Origin of the sequence: Streptomyces sp. LHD-70 (genome assembly GCF_031157275.1) — a bacterium.
Classification (GTDB): domain Bacteria; phylum Actinomycetota; class Actinomycetes; order Streptomycetales; family Streptomycetaceae; genus Streptomyces.
The window spans coordinates 223,505-235,524 of the sequence record NZ_JAVIFW010000012.1 but is presented as its reverse complement, the minus strand read 5'-3'; the positions used below and the strand labels follow the sequence as shown (position 1 = coordinate 235,524).

The following is a 12,020-nucleotide window of genomic DNA, read 5'->3' as shown; positions in this document are numbered from 1 at the left end:
GCGGAACCGCAGCGCGCGCAGGGCCAGGACTCCGCGCAGGTCCGGGATTCCGTGCAGGGCCAGGACTCCGCGCAGGGCCAGGACTCCGCGCAGGGCCGGGACTCCGCGCAGGGCCAGAACTCCTCGACCGCCGGGGCGCAGGCGGGAGGCGGCGGCGAGTCGATGTTCACCGTCGTCGTGGCGGCCGCCGCCAACTTCGGCATCGCCCTCGCCAAGGCCGTCGCGGGAGTCATCAGCGGCTCCAGCGCCATGCTGTCCGAGGCGGGCCACTCGGTCGCCGACACCGTCACCGAACTGCTCCTGCTCACCGCCCTGCGGCGCAGCGAGCGGCCCGCCGACGAGGACCACCCGCTCGGCTACGGGCCCGCCCGCTACATCTGGGCCCTGCTCGCCTCGGTCGCCACCTTCGTCGGCGGCGGCGTCTTCGCCCTGTACGACGGCATCCACGCCCTCACCCACGACAGGGAACCCGGCGACCCGCTCATCTCGTACCTCGTACTCGCCGTCGCCTTCCTCCTGGAGGCGTACTCGCTGCGCACCGGCCTCAGGCAGGCCGCCGGGGAGGCGAGACACCGCCGCGTTCCCGTGCGCCGCTACCTCCGGCACACCCCCGACACCGCCGTGAAGGCCGTCGTCATGGAGGACTCGGCCGCCCTCGCCGGACTCGTCCTCGCCGCGCTCGGCCTCCTCGGCGGCCAGCTCACCGGCTCCGGCCTCTGGGACGGCGTCGCCTCGATCCTCATCGGCCTGCTGCTCGTGTACGTGGCCTGGGTCCTCGGCCACTCCAACACCGAGTTCCTCATCGGCCGCGCCCTGCCCCGCGCGAAGCGGGACGCCCTGCGCCGGGAGCTGCTCGCCGTGGGTCCCGTCGAGGACGTCCTGGAACTCACCACGCTGGTGCAGGGCCCGCACGAGATCCTCGTCGCCGCCAAGGTCGACTTCCGGGACGCCTCGACGGCCGCAGAGATCGAGACGGCCTGCGAGGAGGCCGAGTCCCGGCTGCGCGCGCGGCTTCCGTCGCCAGGCTGCCCGTCCCGAAGAGTACGGAGGGCCGGTATCAGGCCCTGTTGATGCGAGCGGCTATGCCGTGCCCGATGAGCAGGTAGATCACCGCCGGCAGACCGTAATTGAGAATCACCCGCAAACCTTCAGTGTCCATCGTGAAAATGTCCTGTGCCCAACCACCCAGCCAATCCGCCACACCGTGCACAAACTCGACGAATCCATTTCCTTGATTCGCCTCGAGCAGGAACAGCAGGATCCACAGACCGAGGAAGCCCGCCGCGACATCGGCGATCGTGCAGACCACAAGGGCGGCCTTGCGACCTGCGTCCTGGCTGCGCACGGGCCGCTCGGGCGGCGGTCCCACAGGTCCTGCGGGCCCGTTGTACGGCTGGTGCGTCGAGTATCCGGAAACCGGGTCGTGGCTGCTCACGGGAGTTCCGTTCTGAAGGGGTCGTGCTGCCGACGGGGCCACCGGAAACGGCGAGAAATCACTCCGCACGGCGCCCCTATTCCACTTGCTTCTGCGTCGGGTAAACGCCTTGGCGTTACACCCGGGACGCCGACGGAAAGTAAATGGCGACCTATTCGGGCACTTCCCTACATCGAGGGGCGCGACAACACATGTACGGATTGCCACCGCGCCCCTCTCCCCGGCCTGCTCCTCCCCCTCTCCCCCAGCCTGCTCCTCCCCTCAGCCCTCGGCCCGCTCCTCCCCTCAGCGCTCGGCCTGGCTCCCCCCTCAGCCCCCGAGCAACACCCCCAGCGCCGCCGCCGTCTCCGGATGCCGGCCGAGCAGCGCCGCGCCCGACGGGCCCGCGCCAGCGTCCTCCGGCGCCCACTCCTCGTCGCAGCCGAGCAGTCCCGCCACCGCGTCACATGTCTGCGGGTGCGCGACGAGCAGCGCGCTGCGCCGCGTGTGCGCCGCTCCCCCGCCGGACCCGCCGGACCCGCCCGCCCGCCTGGCCGGGCGCAACGCGTCCGCTGCGGGCTGTGCCAGCCACGGCGGCACCCACGCGTCCAGGGCGGCGAGGCGGCCGGGGAAGATCCGGCCCGCCTCGCGTATCAGCAGCGGAGCCAGGTCCGCGCCGTCCCTGCGGAGCGTGGTGATCAACGTCGGCAGCCACGGCAGGAGCACCGGGTCCGGCAGCCGCCCGAAGGCGTTCGACACCGCCTCCACCACGAAGTCCGTGAGCCCCGGCACGGGTTCAAGGGCGTGCACGAAACCGCTGAGATAGCGCGGATACGAGGGCACCACCAGCGGGTTGCCGAGCAACGCGTCACAGCGGGACCGCAGTTCGGCGCGCGGCAGCGTCCCGAGGTGGGTCTGCGCCGCCCACAGAAGCGCCGTCTTCGACGGGTCCTCCGGATGCGACTGGCCGACGGCCAGCTCCAGTTGCGTACGGTCGCAGCCCAGGGACAGCGCGAGGCTCTCCATGCTGAACAGGAAGCCCAGCATCGCCGCGACCTGCCGCACGGTCGCGTCCTCGTCGCTGAACGCCACCGGCAGCAAGGTGCAGTAGTGCGCGTACCCCGCCTTCACGAAGGACTCGATCCACGGCGGCAGCACCGGCTCGCTCGTGCGGTAGTAAGCGAGGAGCCGCCGCACCCGGCGCAGCACCTCCGGCGCCCCGTCGACACTGCGCTCCGCCGCGAGGACCGTCAGGGCATGGGTGCCCAGCTCGTCGGCGAGGCGGCGGCTGCGCAGGTAGAGCGTGGCGTCCTCGACCGCTTCGAGGACCGTCGCCGCCGTGGCCGTCGGCGCGTACGCCGTGCGGCGCAGGCGCTGCTCCAGGACCTGCTCGATGCTGACGCCCTCGTAGCCGAGCTCGATGAGCGCACGCTGGTGGGTGCCGAGCGCGAGATCCCAGGACTCCTGGATCGACCGCTCCCCCAGCTTCCGCTCACCCATGATCGGCCGGGCCGCGCCGTGCGGCAGCAGCCGGCGCAGCATCCACAGCACGTCGGAACAGGACTCAAGCTCTTGCTGTCCGGCGATGTCGAGCAACGCCCGCTGCACGCCCCGCTTCTGGAGCGGTAGTCCGAGCGGCGCCAGCCGGTCGTGGACATCGCGGGCCAGGGGCGGCAGCGACTCGTACCCGACCTGGCCGACGCGATCGCCGCCCATCATGATCTCGACCAGCCGCCGCACATCCCGCCTGCCCGGCACCGAGTCCTTCTCGATGCAGGTCACGGCCGCGTCCTGGAAGTCGTACGGCGTGGGCCTGGCCCGGTCGCGCATCCCGGCGAGCAGGATCGACGTCTCGAACACGGCGATGGCGTCGGCCGTGGACGACAGATAGCCGTTGCGCCGGGCCGCGCGCACGATGTCCACGGACCAGCCGAGCAGTTCGGCCTCGTCGAGACCGTCCAGGACGGGCGGCTGCCGCAGGAACCCGGTCAGCCTGTCCGAGGCCTCGATCTCCGCGACGGGCGGCGCCGCGGCCACGGCCTTCTTCTTGGCCTTCGACTTCTTCGCACCCGCCTGCCCTTCCAGGCGGTACGGCCGCACACGGGTGCGCTTGACGTTCTTCGCCCACACCGTGGCCGCGATCGACACCGAGCCGGCGGCGAGCCCGAACTGGGCCTCGATCGCCGCGTGGCTGGACGGGATCAGTCCGTGCTGCCACTTGGTGGCGCTGCGCGGGCTGATCTCGAAGGTGTCGGCGCCGTCGATCCCGAACTCCTCGACGCGGCTCGCCGCGTGGAACGCGCCGCAGACGTAGAGGCAGTCGGCCGGGTCGACGCCGGTGGCCGCCCGGTGCTCGCGCATCCGGGTCCACATGTACCGCTCGCGGTCCTCGTCCACGCGCACCCGGTGCGGGTCGCCCGGGGCGAGACGCCGGAAGAGGCTGCCGATCAGGAACATGACCTGGCGGTAGGTGTCGTGGTCGCTGTCGCCGAGGGGCAGTTCGACGTACTGGTGCCACCACTCCGACCAGTGCCGCACCCGGCCGTGGCGCAGCAGATGCTCCTCGAGTTCGGCGAAGCGCGGCCGCAGGTCGCCGATCTCCACGCCGACCGCGTCCCCGTGCAGCGCCTGCTCCTCCTCGGCGGGCGGCGCATCGGGGTCGGCCGTCTGCCCGGACCGCTCGGCGCGCGCGTCCCACTGGAAGACGTGGTCCGAGGAGCGGTCGACGAGGACCAGCTCCACGCCCGGGGTGTCCAGGGCGTACGCGATCGCCTGGTACTCGGCGGAGGCCTCGGTGATCGGGGCGACCACCGAGAGCGGGGACCACTCGGCGGGGAAGCCGTCGACCTCGGTCGCGAAGGACTGGACGGCCACCGGCAGCCTGCAGTTGCGCAGTTCGGTCAGGAGCGGGGCCATGTCCTCGCACAGCTCCAGGTACACGACCTTCGGCTGCTTCTCCCGCAGCCTGCGGGCCATCGCGAGCGCGGACGCGGGCGAGTGGTGGCAGACGGGGAAGATCTCCAGGGGTTCGCGCACAGCGCGGTCCACGTCGTCGACGAGGCCGAGCAGGATGCCCTCCAGAGCGTCCGGTCCGCCCGCGAACTCGGCGGCGGCTTCCTGGAGTTGGCCGCGCAGCGAGTCGAACGGCTGCTCGTGGGACTGGTTGCGGGACTGGTCATGAAGCTGGTCATGGGGCTGGTCGGGGTGCTGCTCGTGGGGCCCGCTCATGACAGGGTCGCGATCGCGTCGCGGCCGCCCTCGAGGAACTCCGGCCAGGAGCCGCCCACTTCAGTGCTGCGCGGCTCGACCACACCGTGCAGGTACTTATTGAGTATGGCCAGGTCCTCGGGCTCGCGCCGGGCGAGGGAGCCGACGAGCGAGGACGCGAGCGTACGGGCAGTGAGGGCGCGGGCGCCGAAGAAGTTGCTGTGCAGGATCGCGTCCTCGAGGACGCCGATCTGCTCGGCGGTGGACAGGGCGGACTCCAGCTTCTCGTCGTCGCTGCCGGCGGCGGCAGCGGAGGCGCGCAGGTCGGCGAAGCTCTGCAGCAGGACGTCGAGCAGCGTGGGCGGCACGTCCAGCTCGATCTGGTGGCGGCGCAGGAGTTCCTCGGTGCGGAAGCGGACGATCTCCGCCTCACTCTTCTTGTTGGTCACGACCGGGATGCGGACGAAGTTGAAGCGGCGCTTGAGGGCCGACGACAGGTCGTTGACGCCGCGGTCACGGCTGTTGGCGGTGGCGATGATCGAGAAGCCGGGCTGGGCGAAGACGATGTTGTCGCCGCCGCTCTGGTCACCGCCCAACTCCGGGACGGAGATGTACTTCTCGGAGAGGATGGAGATCAGGGCGTCCTGCACGTCGCTGGTGGAGCGGGTCAGCTCCTCGAAGCGGCCGATCGTGCCGGTCTCCATCGCGGTCATGATCGGCGAGGGGATCATCGACTCCCGCGACTGGCCCTTGGCGATGACCATCGACACGTTCCAGGAGTACTTGATGTGGTCCTCGGTGGTACCGGCCGTGCCCTGCACCACCTGCGTGGAGTTGCGGGAGATCGCGGCGGAAAGCAGCTCGGCCAGCCAGCTCTTGCCGGTGCCCGGGTCACCGATGAGGAGCAGGCCGCGGTCCGAGGCGAGCGTGACGATGGAGCGCTCCACGAAGCTGCGGTCGCCGAACCACTTGGGCGCGATCTCGCGGTCCAGGCCGTCGGCACGCTCGGAGCCCACGATGAACAGGCGGACCATCTTCGGCGAGAGCCGCCAGGAGAACGGCTTGGGGTTGTCGTCGATCGACTCCAGCCAGTCGAGTTCCTCGGCGTACTTGATCTCGGCGGGGGCGCGCAGCAGGTCGGACATGGCAAAGCCTTTCTCAACAGGTCGTACGAAGATCAGGAGTTGATGGGCGCCGGCCGGGCGTTTCACGGAACCGGCGTGCGCCTCAGGTGAGGAACGTCTTCAGCTCGTGGACGAGCTTCTTTATGTGCCCGGACAGCACGGGAGCGCCGAGGTCCTTGAACCGTTCCCGGAACCAGGGGTTGACGCTGCCGCGCCCCGAGCTGGTCACCGAGCCGACGGGGATGAACTTCGCGCCCGAGCGGTGCACCGCGGCCATGGACTCGAAGAGTTCCTCGCCGCGCCACTCGTAGAAGTCGGAGATCCACACGACGACGGTGTTGCGCGGTTCGGCGATCTTCGGCTGGGCCAGGGCCATCGCGACCGTGCCGTCGGTGCCGCCGCCGAGCTGCGTGCGCAGCAGCGTCTCGAACGGGTCGTGCACCCACGGCGTGAGGTCCAGGGCCTGCGTGTCGTACGCGATGAGGTGGACGTCCACCTTGGGCAGTCCGGCGAAGATCGACGCCAGGATCGTGCAGTTGACCATCGAGTCGACCATCGAGCCGGACTGGTCGACGACGACGATCAGGCGCTGCGGGGTGGTCTTGCGGGCCGTGTGCCGGTAGTAGAGGCGGTCGACGTAGAGCCGCTCCTCCTCCGGGCTCCAGTTGGTGAGGTTCTTCCAGATCGTGCGGTCGAGGTCGAGGTTCCGGAACACCCGCTTCGGCGGGACGGAGCGGTCCAGGGCGCCGACCGTGGACTTCTCGACCTGGGTCCGCAGCACCTCGGCGACCTCGTCGACGAAGCGGCGGATGAGCGCCTTGGCGTTGGCGAGGGCCACGCCGGAGAGGTTGTTCTTGTCGCGCAGCAGCTGCTCGATCAGCGACATGCTCGGCGTGAGCTGCGCGGCCAGCTGCGGGTCGGCGAGCACCTCCCGCAGGTGCATACGCTTCACCAAGTCGGCCTCGATCGTGCCGAGTTCGGGGCCGATCGCGGGGATGAGCCGACTGAGGTCGGGCGTCGCGCCCCCGCCGCCGGTGCCGGTCGGGCTGACACCGCCGGGGACGCCGCCTCCGGGAAGGCCCGCCGTAATCGCTGCCGCGCCGCCTCCGGACCGGCCGCCGCGCAGCTCGCCCGGCTTGCAGCCGAGCGCCCGCTCCAGCCAGCCCGCGTCGGACTGCCAGCGCGCCAACTGCTCGGCGCTGACGGTGCCGTGGCCGGTGGAGAAGGTGTTGAGCAGCACCTTCGAGACGAGGGCGGCGCGCCGCACCTCGGCGGCCCGGTCCCGCTCGTCCGCCGCGTCCGGCTCCTGGCCCTGCGCCATGAGCCCGTCGAACTCGGCTGCCAGGTCCGGGTGCCGCTGCACGATCGAGTCGACCGAGGCCTGCGGGTCGAGGAGGGCCGTCGGCAGGCCGATGTCCTCCACGACGGCGAGGCTCGCCGACTCAAGGGTGGCCTGCTCCTCCTGGTCGAAGAGCCGGGCGAGCAGCCGCCAGTACAGGACCTGGCGCCGGTTGTCCTGCGGATCGACGTCCGGGACGGTCGGGACGTCCGGCACGGTCGGGACGTCCGGCACGGTCGGGACGTCCGGCACGGTCGGGACGTCCGGCACGGTCGGGACGTCCGGCACGGTCGGGACGTCCGGCACGGTCGGCGCCGGGTCCGCTTCGGGCGTGGACGGCGTAAGAGGCTCGGTCATTTCCGCAGCAGCCTTCCCGCGCGCTCCCGCAGCACGTTCACCGCGTCCGTCGCCGCCTTCTCGCCCTTCACGCCGACCTTGTCCGTGGTGCCCCCGGCCCACGCCCCGGCGTGCAGCACGACGGTCTTCTTCCGTACGGTCGACTCCACGGCCAGCGGCTGCAGCGTGAACCGACCCGCGTCCCAGCGAAGGAGGCCGATGCAGGCCCCGGACTTGGCGACGGCTTCCGGCGTGAGCGGCGACGCGGTGGGGATGCGATCGGCGTCGACGTGGAGCGGCTGACCGGCGAACGTCAACGTCAGGGCGTTCTCGTCGAGTTGGGCCGCGTACCCCTCCACGAACACCGGGACCGCGAGGCGTGTCGGGTGCCGGTCGAGAGGTGCCGTGGGGGCGTCGATGGCCGTGGGCAGGGCGACGCGGGCGGTGGCGAAGGGGTCGGCGGGCTCGCCGGGGCGGGCGTGCTCGTCGCTCCACAGGAGGTCGCCCTCGGCGGTGAGCGGCATGTCCGTGAGCTCCATCGAGCGCCCCTCACCGAGGGCTTCGAGCAGCGACATGTGCGGCCGCAGCAACTGCCACAGGCCCGCCCCGACGACCGTGTCCGGCTTCGGCACCGACACACTGGCCCGGACGAGCCGCGAGGCCGAGCCGTCCGCGGGCTCAAGGACCGCATGCACCTGGGCCTGCACGGCGGTGGCGTGCTCCTGGACGTCCACGCCGAGCGGCAGCAGCCGGCCGGTGACCGTGGTCGTCTCCGGCAGTCCAGCCGCGCCGGGCAGCGTGAGGAGCATGGCGCGCGCCCACAGGTCCGCCCAGCGGCGCTCCGGGATGCGCTGCAGGGACGCGCCGGGGCAGGAGGCGGCGAGTTCGGCGGCGAAGCCGTCGAGGAGGGCGGCGAGGCGGCGCAGTCCGGGCTCGGGCAGCAGGGCCGAGACGACCGGGGCGGCACCGGAGACCACTTCGTGGTCCATGCCCTGCCAGCCGCAGCGGGCCAGGTCGGCCAGCCAGGACCGGGCGGCCACCAGCACATTGACCTCCTGGACCGGCTCGCGCGGGCCGTCGGCCGGGGCGGCGAGCTCCCCGCGCGGGCGGCCGACGGCCTCCTCCACGCGCGTGCCGAGCGCGTCGTGGACGGAGCCGAGCAGGGCGGTGCGGGCGGCGGCGAGCGCGACGAAGTGGTCCTCGCTCGCGGCACCGGCGGCCGCCTTCTCCGCGGCTTCGGCGACCTTCGCGGCGAGTGGCGTGCCCGCGACGGCGTCGGCGAGCTCCAACAGGCCCGCACCTTGGGCGGGTTGGGGCCGGAGCAGGCCCGAGGTGAGCGCGCCGTCGAAGGCGTCCACGGCGGCGAGGGCCTCGTCGAGCCCGTCGACGGGCTCGGCCAGCAGATCCGTACGCATCAGGCCACCGCCCTTGTCGGCGGGAACCACTGCATCTCGGGCAGGGGCGCCGTGGTCGGGTCGAACTCCAGGTAGGCGAGGTGACGCAGGAAGCGGCTGAAGACCGTCGCCGCGGCCGTACTGTCCCCCGGCGAGGGCCGCGTGGCCGCCATGGCGTGCGTGAGGCTCGCCGCGTCGGGCTCCACGTCCCCGAGGTCGCACTTCAGATAGCGGGCGACGCGCACGGCGCCGTACTGCAGCACGGCTTCCTTGATCAGTGCCGCGATGTGGTTGCAGTACGAACCCCGGGCGCCTCCGCACGGCCGGTTGTTGTTCGTGCTGCAGGCGTATGCGTACGCCCCTGCCGTCACCGACGAGACATACACCCGGCCGATGTCCGAGCCGCTGGAGACGACCCCCTGCATGCGTCCGTCGGCCAGTTCGACGAACGGAACCTTGGCGAGCTTCCGCGGCCGTGCGGGCGCCATGACCCGTGCCGTGCTCGACCTCTCCCACCCTGACAACGCACCATCTCCCATGCACCAGAGGACTGTCCCTCGCCGGACCGGCGGGGACATCAATGAACCTACTGGCGACCACTGACAATCGACCTTGGACAGCCCAAAGCTGCTGGTCACAGCGGTACTTGAGGGTTGGGGGGTTCCCCTACAGGGGCACCTACCGGGGCAACGACAGCTCGAACCACACCGACTTGCCGTCGCCCGCGCGCGCCGAGCCCCACTCCCGTGCCAGGGCGCTCACCACGGCCAGGCCGCGGCCGAACTCGTCGTCCGCGCCGGTGCTGAGCAGCGTGGGCAGGGTGTGTTCGTCGTCGATGACCTCGCACTGCACCACGTCCGAGCGGACCAGGCGCAGCGCCAGCTGGTCACCGTGTGCGTGCCGCACCGCGTTGGTGACGACCTCGCTGACCAGCAACTCGGCGGTCTCCACGAGCTGTTCGAGGCCCCAGCGGCGCAGCTGGGCGCGGACCAGGCGGCGGGCGCGGCCGACCTCGCGCGGGTCCACCTGGAGCTGCCAGTCCGCGACGTCCTCGGCGGCGATGCCGTTGAGCCGGGCCATCAGGAGGGCGACGTCGTCCTTGCGGCCGCCGCGGCCCGCTTCGGTGAAGGTCACGGCGAGGGCGCGGATGATGGTGTCGCAGGCATCGTCCATGGAGGCCGCCGGGTGGGCGGCCGACTCGCAGAGCGTGGCGAGGCCGACGGCGATGTCCTCGCCACGCACCTCGACCAGGCCGTCGGTGCACATCACCAGGCGGTCGCCGGGCGCGACGGGGATGCGTACGGTCTCGAAGGGCACGCCGCCGACGCCTATCGGGGCGCCCGTGGGCAGGTCGAGGAGGTCGCTGCGGCCGTCCTCGGCGCGGACCACGACGGGCGGGATGTGCCCGGCGTTGGAGATCTGCAGCTCGCCCGCGATCGGGTCGTACACCGCGTACAGGCAGGTGGCCAGATACTGCTCGCCGAGGCGCTGCGCGAGGTCGTCGAGGTTGCGCAGGAGCTGGGCGGGCGGCAGGTCGAGGGCGGCCATGGTCTGCACGGCGGTGCGCAACTGGCCCATCATCGCGGCGGAGTTGAGGCCGTGCCCCATGACGTCCCCGACGACGAGGGCGGTGCGGGAGCCGGGCAGCTTCACGGAGTCGAACCAGTCACCGCCGACCCGGCCGAGGAGGGTGCCCGGCAGATAGCGGGTGGCGATGTCGCAGCCGGACATGCGGGGCGCGATGTGCGGAAGCATGCTGTCCTGGAGCGTCTCGGCGACGTTCTCCTGGTACGTGTACATGCGCGCGTTGTCGAGCACCAGGGCCGCGCGGGCGGCGAGTTCGGCGCCGGTGACGCGGTCCATGTCGTTGAAGACGATGCGGTCCGGGTGGCGCAGGAGGACGCTGAAGCCGAGGACGACGTTGCGTGCCTTGAGGGGCACGATCAGCATCGAGCGGTCGACGATGAACGGCCGGATGTCCCGCTTGTCCAGCTCCGAGGCGATGGCGTGGCCCATCTCCTCGCTGATGTGCGGGATCAGGACGGGGTCGCCGGTCGTCATGCACTGGAAGAACGGCGTGTCCGCCGGGAACGGCATGGCCTCGCCGACCGGCACGACGTCGTCCCAGCGGCCCGGCTCGTCGGTGTGCTCCAGGGCGACGCGGTGCCACATGGTGGTGGAGTCGGGCACGCCCTCGGCGAACCCCTCGCCCGCGACGACCTGTTCACGCAGATAGGTGCAGGCCACGTTGGCGAAGCGGGGCACGATCGCGCGGCTGACCTCGTTGATGGTCCTGGCCAGGTCGAGCGAGGTGCCGATCCTGCCGCTGACCTCGTTGAGGAACTCCAGGCGCTCGCGCACCGCGAGGTACTCGAGGTCCTCCGCCTCGTCCGCCAGGTCCTGCGGCACGGGCTGCCCCGCGGCCACGGCGCGCGCCACCCGCTCGCGGCGCGCCTTGCGCTCCGCGCGCCGGGGCACGCCCCAGTCCGGCGTGACCGGGACGCGGTCGTGCTGGCTGAACTCCAGGACGGGATAGCCCAGTTCGAGGACCTGCGAAACGATCCGGGAGCCCTCGGCCACGCCCATGCTGGGCAGGATCTCGGGCAGCCGGCGCGCCAGCTCCTCGTACCCCGGGAACTCGGTGTGCAGGCCGAAGCCGGGGGCGATGCGTTCGGTGGCGCCCTCCGGGTCGACGGGATCGTCGGGGTTCTCGCGGCGCAGCCGGTCGGCGTCGGCGGCGAGGACGAGCAGCCGCTCGGGTCCGGGACCCACCAGTGGGTACGCCCACCACAGGACGTCCACGCGGTCGCGGCCGGGCTCGGAGAGACGGGCGCGGCCCGCGGCCGGGTAGGACGTGTGCCCGCCGAGCGACGCCTCCAGGCCGGAGTCCAACTCCTCGTACCCGTCGGGCAGGTCGAGGGGGGTCGTCGCTTCCTCGGGCAGGGCCCCGGAGACGGGCAGCAGGTCGACGGCGCGACGGCCCACCGCCTCGTCCTTCGCGTACCCGAACAGGCGGCGTGCGCCGCTGCTCCAGTGCGAGACGAGACCCGCTCCGTTCACGACGACCACGGCCAGCGGAATACGACCGGCGACGGCGGACTGCGTCGCCGGCCCATCCGGAGTGCCACGCTCCATGGTCTGGGCTCCTTCCCGTGGCGCGGATGAAGATCTGCGCCACGACCACGGTACGGCGCGTGCGGCACACC

The 12,020-nt window shown here is 71.9% G+C and carries 8 protein-coding genes; 1 reads left to right on the top strand and 7 read right to left on the bottom strand.

Going from position 1 to position 12,020, the window contains the following annotated elements:
- Positions 1 to 162 precede the first annotated feature (162 nt).
- Complete coding sequence (locus RCO28_RS24560; RefSeq protein ID WP_308943458.1) at positions 163 to 1,071, top strand: cation diffusion facilitator family transporter; 909 nt, start codon at positions 163 to 165, stop codon at positions 1,069 to 1,071.
- Here RCO28_RS24560 and RCO28_RS24555 read toward each other — a convergent pair.
- The 7 genes from RCO28_RS24555 to RCO28_RS24525 all read right to left on the bottom strand — a co-directional run bounded on the left by RCO28_RS24555 (position 1,058) and on the right by RCO28_RS24525 (position 11,949).
- Complete coding sequence (locus RCO28_RS24555; protein WP_374991236.1) at positions 1,058 to 1,435, bottom strand: hypothetical protein; 378 nt, start codon at positions 1,433 to 1,435, stop codon at positions 1,058 to 1,060. The two genes, RCO28_RS24560 and RCO28_RS24555, sit on opposite strands and share 14 nt — an antisense overlap.
- Positions 1,436 to 1,744: 309 nt before the next feature.
- Positions 1,745 to 4,642 carry a hypothetical protein gene (locus RCO28_RS24550; RefSeq protein WP_308943414.1) on the bottom strand — a complete coding sequence of 966 codons (2,898 nt, stop codon included), beginning with the start codon at positions 4,640 to 4,642 and terminating at the stop codon, positions 1,745 to 1,747.
- The gene (locus tag RCO28_RS24545) at positions 4,639 to 5,766 is read right to left on the bottom strand and encodes an AAA family ATPase (RefSeq protein WP_308943413.1); all 1,128 of its coding nucleotides are present in this window, start codon (positions 5,764 to 5,766) and stop codon (positions 4,639 to 4,641) included. The genes RCO28_RS24550 and RCO28_RS24545 overlap by 4 nt, the downstream gene beginning before the upstream one ends.
- An 82-nt stretch (positions 5,767 to 5,848) precedes the next feature.
- A complete protein-coding gene (locus RCO28_RS24540; RefSeq protein WP_308943412.1) occupies positions 5,849 to 7,441 on the bottom strand; it encodes a VWA domain-containing protein in 1,593 nt (530 codons plus the stop codon).
- On the bottom strand, positions 7,438 to 8,835 hold the full coding sequence (locus RCO28_RS24535) for a hypothetical protein (RefSeq protein ID WP_308943411.1): 1,398 nt from the start codon (positions 8,833 to 8,835) through the stop codon (positions 7,438 to 7,440). Before RCO28_RS24535 ends, RCO28_RS24540 begins: the two co-directional genes overlap by 4 nt.
- Positions 8,835 to 9,353 (bottom strand): hypothetical protein, encoded by a 519-nt coding sequence (locus RCO28_RS24530; protein ID WP_308943410.1) that lies wholly within the window; start codon positions 9,351 to 9,353, stop codon positions 8,835 to 8,837. Before RCO28_RS24530 ends, RCO28_RS24535 begins: the two co-directional genes overlap by 1 nt.
- Before the next feature lie 139 nt (positions 9,354 to 9,492).
- Positions 9,493 to 11,949 (bottom strand): SpoIIE family protein phosphatase, encoded by a 2,457-nt coding sequence (locus RCO28_RS24525; protein ID WP_308943409.1) that lies wholly within the window; start codon positions 11,947 to 11,949, stop codon positions 9,493 to 9,495.
- Positions 11,950 to 12,020 lie beyond the last annotated feature (71 nt).

Excerpts from the sequence above, each read along its gene's own strand:
- RCO28_RS24535 (WP_308943411.1), bottom strand. The coding sequence starts at position 8,835 with ATGCGTACGGATCTGCTGGCCGAGCCCGTCGACGGGCTCGACGAGGCC.
- RCO28_RS24530 (WP_308943410.1), bottom strand. The coding sequence starts at position 9,353 with ATGGGAGATGGTGCGTTGTCAGGGTGGGAGAGGTCGAGCACGGCACGG.
- RCO28_RS24550 (WP_308943414.1), bottom strand. The coding sequence starts at position 4,642 with ATGAGCGGGCCCCACGAGCAGCACCCCGACCAGCCCCATGACCAGCTT.
- RCO28_RS24525 (WP_308943409.1), bottom strand. The coding sequence starts at position 11,949 with ATGGAGCGTGGCACTCCGGATGGGCCGGCGACGCAGTCCGCCGTCGCC.
- RCO28_RS24545 (WP_308943413.1), bottom strand. The coding sequence starts at position 5,766 with ATGTCCGACCTGCTGCGCGCCCCCGCCGAGATCAAGTACGCCGAGGAA.
- RCO28_RS24560 (WP_308943458.1), top strand. The coding sequence starts at position 163 with ATGTTCACCGTCGTCGTGGCGGCCGCCGCCAACTTCGGCATCGCCCTC.
- RCO28_RS24540 (WP_308943412.1), bottom strand. The coding sequence starts at position 7,441 with ATGACCGAGCCTCTTACGCCGTCCACGCCCGAAGCGGACCCGGCGCCG.